15 protein-coding genes are annotated in these 15439 nt (G+C 59.3%); 2 read left to right on the top strand and 13 right to left on the bottom strand.

Annotation, left to right across the window (positions count from 1 at the left end):
* From PSV43_RS21595 to PSV43_RS21580, 4 genes are all read right to left on the bottom strand, one after another.
* A partial coding sequence (locus PSV43_RS21595; RefSeq protein WP_300202582.1) for a saccharopine dehydrogenase NADP-binding domain-containing protein occupies nt 1–509 on the bottom strand: 509 nt, incomplete at its 3' end.
* A gap of 303 nt (nt 510–812) precedes the next feature.
* Nucleotides 813–1733, bottom strand: a complete 921-nt coding sequence (locus PSV43_RS21590) for an acyl-CoA desaturase (protein ID WP_300202579.1) — start codon at nt 1731–1733, stop codon at nt 813–815.
* Nucleotides 1734–2085: 352 nt separating this feature from the next.
* A complete protein-coding gene (locus PSV43_RS21585; RefSeq protein ID WP_300202577.1) occupies nt 2086–3021 on the bottom strand; it encodes an SPFH domain-containing protein in 936 nt (311 codons plus the stop codon).
* 34 nt (nt 3022–3055) lie between these two features.
* Entirely contained in the window at nt 3056–4042 is a 987-nt protein-coding gene (locus PSV43_RS21580) for an SPFH domain-containing protein (RefSeq protein ID WP_300202574.1), read from the bottom strand.
* Nucleotides 4043–4194: 152 nt separating this feature from the next.
* Between PSV43_RS21580 and PSV43_RS21575 the strand changes: the two genes are divergently transcribed.
* Nucleotides 4195–4731, top strand: coding sequence for a hypothetical protein (locus PSV43_RS21575; protein WP_300202571.1), 537 nt, complete (start codon nt 4195–4197; stop codon nt 4729–4731).
* A 267-nt stretch (nt 4732–4998) separates the two neighbouring features.
* On the opposite strand, the gene PSV43_RS21570 is transcribed toward PSV43_RS21575, so the two are convergent.
* The 9 genes from PSV43_RS21570 to atpB form a co-directional block, all read right to left on the bottom strand.
* Nucleotides 4999–5193, bottom strand: coding sequence for a hypothetical protein (locus PSV43_RS21570; protein WP_300202569.1), 195 nt, complete (start codon nt 5191–5193; stop codon nt 4999–5001).
* Between the two features lie 862 nt (nt 5194–6055).
* Nucleotides 6056–6472: an ATP synthase F1 subunit epsilon gene (gene atpC, locus PSV43_RS21565; protein ID WP_300202566.1), complete on the bottom strand. Its 417-nt coding sequence runs from the start codon at nt 6470–6472 to the stop codon at nt 6056–6058.
* A gap of 98 nt (nt 6473–6570) precedes the next feature.
* The gene (gene atpD, locus PSV43_RS21560; protein ID WP_300202563.1) at nt 6571–8028 is read right to left on the bottom strand and encodes a F0F1 ATP synthase subunit beta; all 1458 of its coding nucleotides are present in this window, start codon (nt 8026–8028) and stop codon (nt 6571–6573) included.
* Between the two features lie 36 nt (nt 8029–8064).
* Complete coding sequence (gene atpG, locus PSV43_RS21555) at nt 8065–8943, bottom strand: ATP synthase F1 subunit gamma (RefSeq protein ID WP_300202560.1); 879 nt, start codon at nt 8941–8943, stop codon at nt 8065–8067.
* Between the two features lie 43 nt (nt 8944–8986).
* On the bottom strand, nt 8987–10516 hold the full coding sequence (gene atpA / locus PSV43_RS21550; protein ID WP_300202556.1) for a F0F1 ATP synthase subunit alpha: 1530 nt from the start codon (nt 10514–10516) through the stop codon (nt 8987–8989).
* Nucleotides 10517–10569: 53 nt separating this feature from the next.
* Nucleotides 10570–10968, bottom strand: a complete 399-nt coding sequence (gene atpH, locus PSV43_RS21545; RefSeq protein ID WP_300202553.1) for an ATP synthase F1 subunit delta — start codon at nt 10966–10968, stop codon at nt 10570–10572.
* A gap of 21 nt (nt 10969–10989) precedes the next feature.
* Nucleotides 10990–11511 (bottom strand): ATP synthase F0 subunit B, encoded by a 522-nt coding sequence (locus PSV43_RS21540; protein ID WP_300202550.1) that lies wholly within the window; start codon nt 11509–11511, stop codon nt 10990–10992.
* Between the two features lie 73 nt (nt 11512–11584).
* Nucleotides 11585–11824: an ATP synthase F0 subunit C gene (locus PSV43_RS21535; protein WP_345784682.1), complete on the bottom strand. Its 240-nt coding sequence runs from the start codon at nt 11822–11824 to the stop codon at nt 11585–11587.
* Between the two features lie 97 nt (nt 11825–11921).
* The gene (gene atpB / locus PSV43_RS21530) at nt 11922–12785 is read right to left on the bottom strand and encodes a F0F1 ATP synthase subunit A (protein WP_300202544.1); all 864 of its coding nucleotides are present in this window, start codon (nt 12783–12785) and stop codon (nt 11922–11924) included.
* Nucleotides 12786–13220: 435 nt separating this feature from the next.
* Between atpB and PSV43_RS21525 the strand changes: the two genes are divergently transcribed.
* Nucleotides 13221–15224 carry a sulfatase gene (locus PSV43_RS21525; protein WP_300202541.1) on the top strand — a complete coding sequence of 668 codons (2004 nt, stop codon included), beginning with the start codon at nt 13221–13223 and terminating at the stop codon, nt 15222–15224.
* The last annotated feature ends 215 nt before the right edge of the window (nt 15225–15439 follow it).

Here is a 15439-nt window from a genome sequence, read left to right as displayed (position 1 = left end):
CCTGCGTTGCAGTCGAGGATGTCGAGGGTGTCGATCTTCGAGAAGTGGTGCTTCAGCGCGTAGGCGGTGTACACGTTCGTCACGCCGGGGTCAAAGCCGCAGCCGAGCAGGGCGGTGAGGCCGGCTTTCTTGAACTTGTCCTGGTAGGCCCACTGCCAGTGGTACTCGAACTTGGCGACGTCACGCGGCTCGTAGTTGGCGGTGTCGATGTAATGAACTCCGGCTTCGAGGCAGGCGTCCATGATGGTGAGATCTTGGTACGGCAGCGCCACATTGATGACGACCTCGGGCTTGTAGCTCTTCAGCAGCTTGACGAGTTCCGGCACATTGTCGGCATCGACGGCGGCGGTTTGGATCGGGCGCTTCAGTTCTGCGGCGATGCTGTCGCACTTGGATTTGGTGCGGCTGGCCAGCATGATCTCGCCGAACACGTCGGGAAGCTGGGCACATTTATGAACGACAACGCGGCCAACGCCGCCGGCTCCGATGATGAGGACTCTGTGGGACATGAGGGGGGAAAGGGGGATGAGGAATCACTGCCAAAAATGGCGGGAGAGCGAGTGTAGCAGGCATGGGGGGAATGCAAGCGACGGAAATGGGGGGAGGCAGTCAAGGGCTTCGCGTCAAGAGGTCAAGGCTGCGCCGTCAAGCGGTGTAGCTATGCGGTGCAGAGATGGGGCGGGGTGTTTCAGCCGGATGCTGCGCGTGGGGCAAATACGGATTTGCACCGCAGATATGGAAACGCCGCAGAGATTTCTTGTGAAACTCTGCGGTGTCCTTTTCTGCGGTGAACTGCAGCGATCGCGTCGATTTTACCGCGCGTTGCGTTTCTGGATGGCTTCGGGCGCGGGCAGGCGGATGTCCCAGGCGAGGCCGAGCCAGGAGAGCAGGCGGATGACTCCGTAGCTGCCATCGATCTCCCACCAGCGCAGGCCGTGGCGTGCGGAGCGGGGGAAGGCGTGGTGTGTGTTGTGCCAGCCTTCGCCCAGGGCGAGGATGCCGAAGAGGAAATTGTTGCGGCTCTGGTCGGCGCTGGGGAACGGGCGGCGGCCCCAGAGGTGGCAGGCGGAGTTCACACTCCAGGTGACGTGATGAACGATGAAGAGTCGGACCAAACCACCCCAGACAAGGCCGGTGAGCGCGCCATGCCAGGACCAGCTGATGAGTCCTCCCAGCAGGGCGGGCAGGAGCAGGGTCAGCACAATCCACAGGGGAAAGAGGGCATTCACCACCTGCAACGCACGACTGGCGCGGAGGTCCTTGATGTAGCGCGCCATGTTCGGTGGATCGGCTTTGAAGAACCAGCCGATATGGGCATGCCAGGCACCGCGGATCACTCCCAAAATGCCTTTGCCTTCGTTGCAGGGCGAATGCGGATCGTCCTTGGTATCGCTGAACTGATGGTGGCGGCGGTGCATGGACACCCAGTCAAAGAGGGAACCCTGGATGGCCATGGAGCCAAGCGCCCCGAGCACGAACTTCACAAAGGTGGGGGTCTCAAAAGAAGCATGCGTGAAGAGGCGATGAAACCCGACGGTAATCCCGAGCGTGGTCAGGACATAGAAGCCCAGCATGAGGCCCAAGTCCGTCCAAGTGAAGCCCCAGCCCCAAGCAAGAAAGGGTGCCACGACAATGCCGATGAATGGAAAAATGATGACCGCCAGTGTGGCGATGCGGACACGCCAAGGCGTGACTTCAAGAGGTGCCGCTGAAGAATGATCGGACGGCGGCAAGAGGGGCTGTGGTGAGGAATCGGAGGGCTGATTATTCATATCGATGGGTGACTTCTTGAGCGCGGAACGAAATCAGCGGGGAAGTCTTATCTACCTTCAAGTGGTGATACGTTTTGGACTGCGGGATGAAGGCAATGTTCGTTTTTATTCTTCCTTCTTGAGGATGTCTATAGAACGACCGGAGCATGACGCTGCTCCTTACAAACTGGCAGAGGTTTTGTAGATATGCTGCATCACTCTCTCAAAGGCGGCGGGGTTCCATTGCAGGCTGTGCCGCGACCAGATTCGTGAACCGCCCGATTTTCATCCTCCCAGACCCGTGGCACTTGGCAAGTGCCTCTCCTTGGGGGCATCACTCTCTCACTGGCGGCGGGCTGACATCACGCCTTGCAGGCTGCGCCGCGAGCAGATTCGTGAGGAGGCCGCTGGAGGAGGCGGGCATGAGGGTGACGGTGGCTTTGCCGTTGATGATTTTTTGGGCTTCGAGGACGTCGAAGACGGCCTGGGCGACGTCGGGGTCGTTGGAGATGTCGCGCAGGGCATTGCCGACGATTTCAGGACGCACGGCGGCGGCTTTGGCGAGCTCGATGGCAGCGGTTTTTTCGGCGGTGCTGGTGATGACGCTGACCTGATTGACGCCGTCCTGCTTGATGGCGGAGGTGACCTGCCGGAGGCGGTTGACGACTTTGCTTTCGATCTGCTTGATCATCTTCGCATCGCGAAAGTGGACCTTGCGAATGTACACGCTGCCGAGCTTGTAGCCCCACTCGTGGGACTTGGGCGTGACTTCGTTGCGCACGGTGTCGCTCATGACGTGGCGGTTTACCAGCATGTCTGCCAGCGGCAGGTTGCTGAGGCAGCGCACGGTGGAGTTGCTGACGTTGGCGGAGAGGGAGCCGCGTGGGTCGGTGTTTTTAAAGAGGAAGGAGACGGGGTCGCTGACAAACATTTCATACCAGATACCAATACCCATGGGGGCGCCTTCTTCGGAGTTCACCGGCTGGCTGCGCAGGTAGGTCTGGTCGAGGCGCAGATCGACGACTTCGCATTTGCCGAGCCAGTTCACAAGGAAGGCGGCGAGGCCGAGCTTTGCGGGGAGGAAGTGCAGGCCGGCTTCATCAATGGTGCCGATGACTTTGCCAAAGAGGATGTACACCTGGCTGCGGCGCTCCTGCACGATGGCGTACAATCCGGCGATGCGCCCGAGGTAAAGGATGAGCGGCACTGCAATGCTGAAGCCGATGAAGGTGAGAGCGGCGGCGAGGAGGAAGTTGGATAAGGTGTCCATACTGTTGTAGTTCGCGGGTTCTTGGATCCTGGGTTTAATCGCGGCGGGTTTCGACGAAGACCTGGCTGGCTTTGTCAAACAGGGCGAGGCGGACATTGCGGACGTAGGAGCGCAGGGCGGCGCTGCCACGGGATTTCAAGTCGAGGAGCTGGGTGGCGAGGCATTTGAGGGGCTCGACTTCGGCCTGGGCTTTGAGGGTTTCGATTTCGACAGCTCGCTGGGACTGCACGATCTTTTGATCGGCGCTGGCCTGCGCGAGGCTGATGTCTGAAGAGACCTGATTGTAGGCGGTGTTGATGGCGGCGAGCGCGGACTCGACTTCATTCGGTGGATCGATGCCGGTGATGAGGGAGGCATCCAGGACGATGCCGTAGCGTGCGGAGGAGCTCTGGCATTCGTGGTCCATGTGCTCGTTGAGGTCGCGCATGTTTTTGCGGATGTCGTTGATCGAGATGCCGATGGTGGAGGCCACGGTGTGCTCGGGATCGGCAGCGGGATCATGCGGCGCCTCAAAGGTGGCAATGCGCTCGCGCAAGACGCTGACGAAGTAGCCCATGACGTGGGCGTAGGCGTTCTTCACGCCGAAGACGAAGGCGTAGAGATTGCGGTCGGAGACACGGAAGCGGATCTGGCCGTTGAGACCGACATTGAGCTGGTCCTTGGTGACGGCATCGAGGATGCTGCCGGAGCTGTTGGCGGAGGGATCATCGGGGTCCCAGGCCATGTTCACGGTGCTGGTGGCGATGTCCACCTTGTACACCTTTTCCCAGGGCCATTTGAAATAGGGGCCGCCCGGCGGGATGACGCGCACCTGCGGGTAGTCGTAGCGCTGCTTCTGCGCGTCGGTGAGATGCTCGGCGACGGGGTCGTCGATGGTGCGGAGAGTACCGACGCGCTGCGCACGGCCGAAGCTGGTTTTCACCGCGCGTTCGTTTTGATTCACCGTGTAAAACCCGGCGATGAGGTAACGCATGAGGAACCAGACGAGGAATCCAATAAAACAGCCAAGGGCGGTGGACATAGGAGGGAGAGGTAGCTGGCGGGAGAGTCTGAGGGAAAAGGGGAGATGCCAACTACAAACGGGCGACGGCGTTGGAATTCAGGCGAGGGGGAAGGGGCTTACTTTGCTGCTTGACCCCAGGCGAGGTACGCGGCAACTGCGTGGAACCTACCATGATGAAAATTTCCCTGCTTCTCCTGCTCACGAGCGCGCTGTCATTGATGAGCTGTGCCACCTCCTCCCAGCCCAAGCGCCAGCCGATGGCAGGTGGTGCGATGATTTCCTTTCCAAGCCAGCACATCTCGTTCTTTCTGCCGGACGGCTGGAAGACACTGCCAAAGACCAAGGGCGGAGGACGGCTGATGGGCGCGGCACATGACAATGGCGAGAAGCCGGGCGGCATCGTGTTTGCGCTGATCACAGCGCCTGATTCCAGCCATAAGGGTGTGAAGGATCCGTATTTTACCAAGGACTTCCAGCGCGCCTGGAGCCAGAAGGGTTTCACCAAGTTCAGCAAGCCGCAGCTGGTGACGGTGGGCGGACGTGAGGCGATGCGCTTTGAGATGCAGAAGCCGGGCCAGTCCATGCTGAACTACACGTTCATCGAGCGGGGCCAGATGATCGGTCTGGTGTTTGCCTATTACGGCATGCCGATCACGAAGGGGCCGGCGGTGCAGCGGATTGTGGATTCGTTTTCGATCGGGCGGTAAAGACGCAAGACGAAGACTGGCGCAAACAGTGATCCTCACCTGCGAAGCCCCGAAGAGAATCCGCTGTGTGGTCGAGGGAGTGAGCTCTCAGGACGGGCGGAGTCTTGGGCTGATGCGGAGCCCCGCACAGAGGATTGCCTTCGGCTTGCTTTGCGGGGTGCGGACCACTTTGCTGCCGCCTTCGCCATGCCCATGGCATGGTGGGCGCTGATCGGATTCTTGCATGTCCTGATCTTACGGTCAGGCTCGGCCCGGGACATCGATTGTTTACTCGTCATCCTCCGGCCAGATGATGAGAAGTTTGCGGCCATCAGGCAGCGTTGCCACAATTTTTCCCGTCGCGATGTCAATGGCGGGCGTGTCCCCGACATCGGCCACCACGTGTCCGGCCGTTTCCCGCTCTAGACCGTTAAGCTTAGCCACGGCCTCGATCAGGCCGTCAAATGCATCGGGATGAATCATGGCCGAAGCTTCCTCACCCAGCTCAGTTTCACAAAGGCTTTCATCATCTCCGCCCGGACAGGATGAGCACTCAGGAGTATCCCGTGGGGGCTTGATTGAGGCTCGGACAATCGAGTGACGAAGCGCACGCTGGATGGCTTAAGGCTTCTCGCATACCTCCGGCATGCGGCCTTGGGCAGGGAGGTGATCGTGGGATGATCCGGTCGTTCCCGCTGCACCGCTGCGCGGTTTCGCTCCACCACCGGCTAATATCTCTGCTTTGCCTTCGGCTGTCTCCGCTTCGCTACGGCTCTCCAGGAGCATCAGACGCAGCCCGTCATTGGGGCTTCATTCATGCATGCGGCTTCGAACCGCAGAGGCTGGACGGTCGCAGAGGTGTGTGTGCACTGAGACCGGCACACTAGGCGGTGTCTGAAAACCGCTGCGTGGACTGGTCTGCGCAGCATTTCTGGCGGAGCGCGGGCCTCCGAGCCCGCAGCACTCCGCGAAGCATGGGAGGCACCGCGTTTCCCTTCAGCTTCTGCTCTGGGGTGCGGCGCTTTTTCTGCTAAGAACTGCTGATGTGAACGATGACATGCTGGCGTGCTTGCCGCCTGCTGCGGGCTCGGAGGCCCGCGCTCCTTGGGGGCGTTTTGAAACACCGCCTAGGGTTGACGCAGCGCATGCTGGATGCCGCCCACACGGCCAACCATTGAGCAAACCGCAGGATTTCTGAACAATTGCGTCACTTTATAACGCGAGTCTCATGAAACGGCGTTTCGCTCAAGACGGGCAGCAAAAGACCATGAGATTGAATTCTCATGGTCTGCTGGTCTCCGGGAGGATGGAGTTGTTGAGGGCCACAGGAGGTGGCCCGCAAAGCTTAGATGGTCCTGCGCTTGCGCTTGATGTTCAAGTGGATGGTGGCGCGCTGGATGGCGGCCATGGCGGCGGCGACTTCTTCCTGCTGCTCGCCGGGCTTGAGGGTTTCGAGGGCTTTCTTGGCGCGGGCGATGGCTTCTTCAGCGGCTGCTTCGTCGATCTTGTCGGAGTCGATGGCGGCATCGGTGAGGATGCGGGTGACGGAGCCGGTGACTTCCACCAAGCCTTCGCCGACGGCCATCTCAATGGTTTTGCCGCCCTTGGTGATGCGCAGCTCTCCGGGGACCAGGGTGGTCACCAGGTTGCTGTGTGCGGGCAGGACGCCCATTTCACCTTCATACCCTGGAAGCACGACGCTATCGACCTCATCGGAGTAGATGCGGGCTTCAGGTGTGACGATTTCGAGTTTGAGGGGCATGTGGGAAGGGGTCAAAAGAGGTCAAGGATTCGTCAAGAGGCAAGGGTCGTGTGGATCGGCGAGTCTTGACTCTTGGACCCACTTGACCCCCGAAGAGGTTAGTCCTTCTTCACGCCGTCAATGCCGCCCTTCATGTAGAAGTTGGCTTCGGGAACGCTGTCGTGCTTGCCGTCAAGGATCTCGGCGAAGCCGCGGATCGTGTCGGCAACCTTGACGTACTCGCCCTTGGTGCCGGTGAAGATTTCAGCCACGTGGAAGGGCTGGGAAAGGAAGCGCTGGAGCTTACGAGCGCGGAAGACGGTGAGTTTGTCTTCTTCGCTGAGTTCGTCCATGCCGAGAATGGCGATGATGTCCTGAAGGTCTTTGTAGCGCTGAAGGACGCGCTGCACGCCACGGGCGACGCGGTAATGCTCTTCGCCGACGATTTCCGGGGCGAGGGCCTTGGACACGGAAGCGAGAGGATCCACAGCCGGGTAGATGCCCAGCTCGGCGAGGGAACGCTCAAGCACGACGGTGGAGTCAAGATGGGCGAAGGTGTTGGCCGGGGCAGGGTCGGTCAAGTCATCCGCAGGAACGTAAACGGCCTGGAAGGACGTGATGGAACCGGTCTTGGTGGAGGTGATTCGCTCCTGCATCATGCCCATTTCTGCGGCAAGTGTCGGCTGGTAACCCACGGCGGAAGGCGTACGTCCAAGGAGGGCGGACACTTCGGAACCGGCCTGGGAGAAACGGAAGACGTTGTCCACGAAGAAGAGCACGTCCTGGTTCTTTTCATCGCGGAAGTACTCGGCCATGGAGAGGGCGGAGAGAGCGACGCGGAGACGGGCACCTGGAGGCTCGTTCATCTGGCCGTAAACAAGGGCCACCTTGGAGCCGGGCTCGCTGATGTAACCGCCCTGGTCGTTCTTCACGATGTCGTGGCCGTTCTTCTTCACCTTGATAACGTCGGACTCGATCATTTCATGGTAGAGATCGTTCCCTTCACGGGTACGCTCGCCCACACCGGCGAACACGGAGTAACCACCGTGGCCTTTGGCGATGTTGTTGATGAGCTCCATGATGACGACGGTCTTGCCGACGCCAGCACCACCGAAGGCGCCGACTTTACCACCCTTGGTGAAAGGGCAGATGAGGTCGATGACCTTGATGCCGGTTTCGAGGATCTCAGCGGAAGGATTCTGATCGACGAGAGCAGGAGCGGGGCGATGAATCGCGTAGCGCTTCTGAGTGATCGGATCGGGTTGGTCATCGCAGGCGTCGCCAGTGACGTTGAAGATACGGCCGAGCACTTCTTCGCCGACAGGAACGGTGATCGGGCCGCCGGTGTCGAGGGCGTCCATGCCGCGCTTGAGACCTTCGGTGGAAATCATGGCGATGGAGCGGACCCAGCCGTCTCCCATGTGGCTCTGCACTTCGCAGGTGAGGCGGACCTGTTTGCCAGCCTGGTTGAAGTTGATTTCGAGGGCGTTGTAGATGCCGGGCAGCTTGCCAGTGGCGGAGAAATCCACGTCCACCACGGGACCGATGACTTGAACGATTTTGCCGATGTTGCTCATATAAGGGAAAAGTAAAAAGGGAGAAGTAAAAAGGGCTTATTCAAGAGCCATCTTGGCGGTGGTGATTTCGAGGAGTTCGTTGGTGATCGCGGCCTGACGAAGCTTGTTGTACTCAAGGCTGAGGTCCTTGATCATCTGCTTGGCGTTGTCGGAGGCGTTCTTCATCGCCACCATCCGGCTGGAGTGCTCGGAGGCGCGGGATTCGAGCACCATCTGATAGACGGTGTCGTTCACATACTGAGGCAGGATGGTTTCAAAGACGACCTGGGCGCTGGGCTCAAATTTGTATTCGAGAGAATCTGCAGCAGGCGGGGTGATCTCAACGCCAAAGTCACGCTTGCCGCCTAGGGTCACCGGATTGACGGGCAGAAGCTGCTCGACCGATGGGAGGATGGTGACGGTGTTGATGAAGTTATTGAAGACGGCGAGCACCTTCTTGTATTCGCCCGTGAGATACTTCTCCTGGATGAAGCGGCTGACGGAGCGCACTTCGGCGAACTTGGCAGGGTCCTTGATCGGGAAGTCCGCGAGGAGGGTGCGACGCAGGCGGTTGATGGCCTGAACGGCTTTGCGGCCGATGGTGACGTATTCCACTTCACCTTCGATCTGCGTGGTGATGAGCTTCTTGAACAGGTTGGTGTTCAAGGCACCGCAGAGACCTTTGTCGGAGGCAATGAGAAGAACGAGAGTCTTGTCTCCTTTGCCTTCGGCGAAGAAGGGGTGGATGCCTTCTTCGGCATGCACCTTCAGATTCACGAGGATCTTGTTGAGCATCTCGGCGTAGGCACGGCCATGGCTGGCCTGGTCCTGCGCTTTTTTCATCTTCGCAGCCGCGACGAGCTGCATGGCCTTGGTGATCTGGGCCGTGTTTTTGACCGATTTGATTCGGCGTCTGATGTCGCGGGTGGAGGGCATCTTTTAAAGGATGAAGGGATGAAAAACTAAAAGCTAAAACAACTTACTTCCAGGAAGCTTTGAAATCTTCGATGGCGCTCTTGAGACCGGCTTCGACGTTTTCGAGGGTCTTTTCGTTACCGAGCTGATCCATGAGCTCGCTCTTGCGGGTGCTCAGGTAGTCTTCCAGTTTGGCCTGGAATTCCTTCACGCGGTCCACGGAGACGGAGTCGAAGTAGCCCTTCTGCATGGCGTAAAGCGTGCTGACCATGATCGGCAGGCTCTTTGGCTGATACTGCTGCTGCTTGAAGAGTTCCACGATGCGAGCACCGCGGTCGAGCTTGGCCTTGGTGCCGGCGTCGAGGTCGGAACCGAACTGGGCGAAGGCAGCGAGTTCGCGGAACTGGGCGAGGTCGAGCTTGGTCGTACCGGAGACCTTCTTGATGGCCTTGGTCTGAGCGGCGGAACCCACGCGGGACACGGAGAGACCCACGGAAATAGCAGGGCGGATGCCTTGATAGAACAAGTCGGTTTCAAGGAAGATCTGGCCGTCGGTGATGGAGATCACGTTCGTCGGGATGTAAGCGGACACGTCGCCAGCCTGAGTCTCGATGATCGGCAGAGCGGTCATGGAACCACCGCCGTAGTTTTCGCTGACGCGGCATGAGCGCTCAAGCAACCGGGAGTGGAGATAGAACACGTCGCCCGGATAGGCTTCACGACCGGAAGGGCGCTTCAAGATCAGGGAAACCTGACGGTAGGCAACGGCCTGCTTGGAAAGGTCATCAAAGACGATGAGGACGTCCTGGCCCTGGTCCATGAACCACTCACCGATGGCGCAACCGGAATACGGAGCGAGGTATTGGTTCACCGCGGAGTCAGAAGCCGAAGCGCTGACGATGCAGGTGTATTCCATGGCACCTGCGTCTTCGAGAGTCTTGGCGACACGGGCGATGTTGGACTGCTTCTGGCCGATGGCGACGTAGATGCAATAGAGAGGCTTGTGGCCCTTGAGCTTGCCCTGTTCGGCGGCCTTGTTTTGCTGCGCCTGGGAGATGATGGTGTCCACCGCGATGGTGGTCTTGCCGGTGGAACGGTCACCGATGATGAGCTCGCGCTGGCCACGGCCAATCGGGATCATGGCGTCGATGCTCATGATGCCGGTCTGCACGGGGACGGACACGGACTTACGGGCGATGATGCCAGGGGCGAGTTTTTCGACAGGATACTGGGCTTCACCTTTGATGTCGCCTTTGCCGTCGATGGCCTGACCGAGGGCGTTCACGACGCGACCGAGGAGGCTCTTGCCGACTGGCACGGAGAGGAGGCGGCCGGTGGTCTTGACTTCGTCACCAGCGCGGACGTTTTCGCCGGAGCCGAGGAGCACGCAGCCGACTTCGGTTTCTTCAAGGTTCAGGGCGAGACCATAGACACCGCCGGGGAACTCGATCATTTCGTTGAGCATGACATCGCTCAAGCCTTCAATCTTGGCTGCGCCGTCACCGATTTCACGTACGATGCCCACATTGGACTTCGTGACGGCGGTCTTGAGGCCGGCGATTTGGGATTCGATCTCCTGGAGGATGTTGCTCATGGTATTGCGTGTTTGAAAAAACTAAGAGGAAAGGGGACTAAGGGCGGGAAGGATTAAGCGGAAAGGGATTCGGACAGGGCTTTGAGACGGGCTTTGACACTTCCGTCCCAGACGTCGGAACCGACTTTGACGCGGATGCCGCCAAGCAGTTCTGGATTAACACTGAATTTGAGGGTGAGCGGGCGGCCATACTTCTTGGAGAGGCTGGCTTGAAGCTCGGTCTGAGTGGCCGGGGACAGCGCGCTGGCGCTTTCCACGATCGCAAGCTGACGGTCCACTTCATTGGCCACGAGGCGGGCGAAGCCGTCGAGAATGCCGATGTAGCTACGGGGCTTGTTTTTAGCGACCGTGCTGACCACTGTGCGCACGCGGGACTCGTCCAGTTTCCCGTCTGTGATGCAGGCGCGGAAAAGCTGGCGTGAGGTGCGGCGGGCTTCCTTGGTGATCTTCATGGTGGCGAAGCGGAGAGAAAATTAAGCGGAGACCTGAGCGGAGGTTTCCTGATTGATGCGGGACTGGTCGTCGGTGTTGAGGACCTTGCCGGTGACGCGGCTGGTGGCGTCGGAGACCATGCGGCCGAACTCACGCTTGAGCTGGGACATGAGCTGCTCCTGCTCAAGCTGGGCGGCTTCACGGGCCTTGGTGATGATGGTGTTGGCGCTGGCGACGGCGTCCTGCTGACGGCGCTCCTGGATGAGCTTGGCGGCGTCATCGGCTTCCTTCACGAGGCGGGCTGCATCAGCCTCCGCTTTGTCGAGAATGGCCTGGGAGTTCTGCTTGGCTTCGGCGGCGTCGCGGCCGATTTTTTCGAGCTTGGCTTCACCGTCGGCGATGCGCTGGCGGCGCTGCTCGAGCATGGCCAAGATGGGGCCGAAAGCGTACTTCTTGAGAATGGTATAGACCAGGATGAAGATGATGACTTGGGCAAAGAACTTGCCCCAAGCGAGTCCGAAGTCGCCTGCGATCTGATATGCGATGCCTTTGATCTGGTCCATAAACGGTGTGAAGAAGGAAAGAAAGAGAGTTAACTGCGGCGGGCTGCCTTCAGCCCGCCACGAAATTCAGGGCTTACTTGCCAAGAATGAAGGAAAGAATGCCGAGACCTTCTGCAAGAGCCATGGCGATAATGCCAAGGGTCAGAATGTTGCCGAAAGCGCCAGGATTGCGGCCGACAGCTTCCACTGCCTTGGAGCCGATGAGGCCCACGCCGATGGCGGCGCTACCGGCACCGAGGCCGACGGCGATGCTGCCGGTGACGCCTGCTGCTGGGACGATAACTGGTGCGTGGGCGGAAAGTTCCTGCGCCATGGAGATGAGTTCAAGTGTCATAATATTAGTCGAGTTGTGTTTTGTTGTGTCGCCAGCGTCCACGCGTTGCGCATGGTCCCGCAGGCAAAGTCAGAGATTAGTGATGCGCCTCCTCATGACCGTGATCGTCATGAGAGGTGGAAAGCTGGATGTACACCGCGCTGAGCAGGGTGAACACGATGGCCTGCAGGAGGCCGACCAGAAGTTCCATGAAGTAGAAGGGCAAGGGAGCCAGGACGCTGCCAATGAATCCGCCCATGCCGCTCATGGTGTGCAGCACGTTTTCACCTGCGAGAACGTTACCGAAAAGGCGGAAGGAAAGGGTGACGGGGCGGAAGACGATGGAGAAAATTTCAATGACGCCTACAAAGAGGAAGACCAGACCAACCATTGCTCCCATGACGCCTTTCAGACCGCCTTTGGCACCAAAGGTGTGAACGATGAAACCCCAGACGCCCACTTCTTTGATGGTGATGTAGAGCCAGACGAGGAACATCGAGACGGAGAGTCCAAAGGTCATGTTCAAGTCAGCCGTGGGCGCGCGCAGCAGGGGGTCGTGGACTTCTTTGACACTCAACAAGCCGGTGCCTTCGCCCCAGCCGATAGTGCCCACGCCCGGCAGCAGGCCGAACCAGTTGGAGACGAGAATGTAGATAAAGATCGTGGCGAGCAGGGGGAAGACGCGGGGAGCGATCTTGGCACCGACGATACCTACCACCTGGCCGTAAAGGAATTCGACAATGAATTCGAAGAAGTTCTGCGCCTTGTGTGGGATCAGCGTCATGCTCTTCGTTGCCTTATGAGCAAACCAGAGAACCAAGGCGACGACGACGCCTGCGACGAGCAGAGAGTTGGTCAGAAAGCCCAGGTTGCTATTCTCGTGGAGAAACTCCGACGCATAGCTGTGCACGTTCGCGAGCAGCGGCGAGAAGGAGGCTGGTTGGAGAAACGAAGACAACATGAGGGGTAGGGGCTGCCGGGGATGGCCAGTGTAGGGTCTGGCAGGGATGGCGGGATTGTTTTTTAGCCATAGGAGAGGGGGTCGCAAGCCCTATTTGTGAAAAATTTCACAAAGTCGGCGTCGGCGGTGTTTTTGAGCGGGGCTAAAAGCGATATTTTGGGGCGAATGTTGAGTTTTTTGGCTCTTTTGGGGCGTTGTTCTCAGAGCTGTGGCGGGCAGGATCTTCCGTACAGTTTGCTGAACCCTTGTCCCTTTGTACTTCTTATTTGCCTATGGCTCCCCAGATTCAACATGTAGCGGCTCACGCTGCCGATGACCGTAGGCGGAGCTGTTGCGGGGATGCGGCTGTTTGTACAACTCTCTCGCAATGCTGAGGTGATCATGCATGAGGTCAAAGCCTCGACATCCCACCCGCCTCGTGCGAGCCTTTCCCTAATGCCATCCCATTCACGCATCGCCTTTTTCGCCCTCGCCTTGCTGGTTGCACCAGTCGATGCTGCCGTGAAATCGAAGGCGAAACGGATTTCCGCAGAGGGAAAGCCGAATGTGATCTTCATCATCGCGGATGATTTGCGGGATTACGCCGGATGGATGGGCGGGCACCCGCAGTCGGTGACGCCGAACATGGATCGTCTGGCGAAAATGGGCATGCGGTTTACCAATGCGCACTGCAACTACGCGCTGTGCAATCCTTCCCGCACCTCGCTGCTTACAGGCATGCTGCCGTCTTCGAGCGGTGTGTTTGGCAATGAGCAGGACTGGCGGCGCAGCGTGCAGATCGCAGGCAAACCGACGCTGCCGGAACATTTCAAAGCGCAGGGCTTCACGACGGCTGCGGCAGGGAAGATCTTCCATGCGAATCATGGAGGGCCTGAAGGCCGGCTCGCCGGATGGCATGGCGGGCGGCGCGGGTTTGAGCAGGATTCGGCGTGGGATTTGCGCTTCCCTCAGGCGGGTGTGCAGATTCCAGATCTGCCGGTACACACGGGGCAGAACTTCAACGGACTCAACATCTGGCACTGGGACTGGAGTGGTATCCCCGTCGCGGAAGAAAAGACGGACGATGGGCAGGTGGTTGCCTTTGCGGCTGAGTTTCTGACGCAAAAGCAGAAGCAGCCCTTCTTCCTTGCGGTGGGGCTCTACCGTCCGCATTCGCCGTGGTATGTGCCGCAGAAGTACTTCGATGCGCTGCCGTTGGATTCGATCAAGCTGCCGGAGGTGAAGGCGGATGATTTGGATGATGTGCCAGACATCGCGAAGACGCATCTGAAGGACGGGCTGCACAAGTTGATCGTCGAAAAGAATCTGTGGAAGGAAGCCGTGCGGGCTTACCTGGCCAACGTGGCGTTTTGCGATGCGATGCTGGGGCGCATTCTTGAGGCAGTGGAAAAGGGGCCGAATGCGAAGAATACGATCATCGTTTTCACCTCCGATCACGGCTGGTATCTCGGCGAAAAGCAGATGTGGCATAAAGGCAAGCTGTGGGAGCCGACGACCCGCGTGCCGCTTTCGATCTACGCTCCGGGGGTCACGCAGGCGGACAGCACTTCGGCGCAGCCGGTGGCGCTCATTGATCTGTATCCGACGCTGTGCGATCTCACGAAACTGCCGCTGCCGGAGCATCTTGACGGCAGCAGTTTGAAGCCGCTGCTGCTGGACCCGGCGACCAAGCGTGACCGCCCCGCCATCACGTGCATGAACGGTGGCAAAAAGGCAGGGTATGCCGCGCGCGATGAACGCTGGCGCTACATCCGTTATGCGGATGACAGTGAGGAACTCTACGATCATCAGAGCGATCCGCAGGAGTGGACGAATCTCGCGGCCAAGCCGGAACACGCGGCGCTGAAAACCGGGCTGGCGGAGTTTTTTCCGAAGGAGTTCAAGAGCGCGGTGCGTCCGGTGGCTGAAATCGTGGGCGCTGCCAGCCCGGCGGGTTCGGTCGATCTGGTGTTGAACATGGGCGATGTCCTCGGCATTGCTGACGCGCCGAAGCTGCATGGCAGGGGTGTTTTTATCGATGCCTCCTTGGAGTTTGATCCGCTGGTGGATCAGGACAGCACGCTGCTGGCGCAAGGTGACGAGCAGTCCGGCTACGCCCTGCATCTGGTGGCCGCGCAGCCCACGCTGACCGTGTTTGCGAATGGCAAAAGCACCTCAATCAGCGGCGCTGCGCTTGACAAAGGCCGCGTGAACATTCGAGCGCAGATCGACACCGGCGGCGTTATCACGATAGCCGTTCCTGGGCACAGCGAAGTGCTGGGCGTGGCCCCGTTTGAACAAGGATTTCCGCAGGAACCCAAAGCCGGACTCGCCGCCGGGCAAAGTTTTGGGATTTTGAAGGTCGCAAAATATCCCAACAGCACCCCCTTTGACGGTGCGGTTTATCGATTGAAGCTGACGATCCTTCCACCCCATCAGGTGGCCGCGAAGAAGCCCTAGCTCCGGCCGTAGGTGGGGTGTGTTTGGCGTCGGGAGGATGGCAATGTCCATCGAACACTTCGCCAAACCGCCCGACTTTAGAGGCGTCCGTACGCCCTAGAGCCTGCCACGCGCTGACAGACGGGCGGGCTGTCGCCACACCCATCCTACGCCCAGGCATGCTCTGCCTGGATTGAGATCTCTATTCGAGAACAACGCTTCATTTATCGGACACA

The organism is Prosthecobacter sp. (assembly GCF_029946185.1).
GTDB lineage: Bacteria > Verrucomicrobiota > Verrucomicrobiia > Verrucomicrobiales > Verrucomicrobiaceae > Prosthecobacter.
The sequence above is the reverse complement of the archived record's forward strand: the minus strand, read 5'-3'. Positions and strand labels throughout refer to the sequence as shown.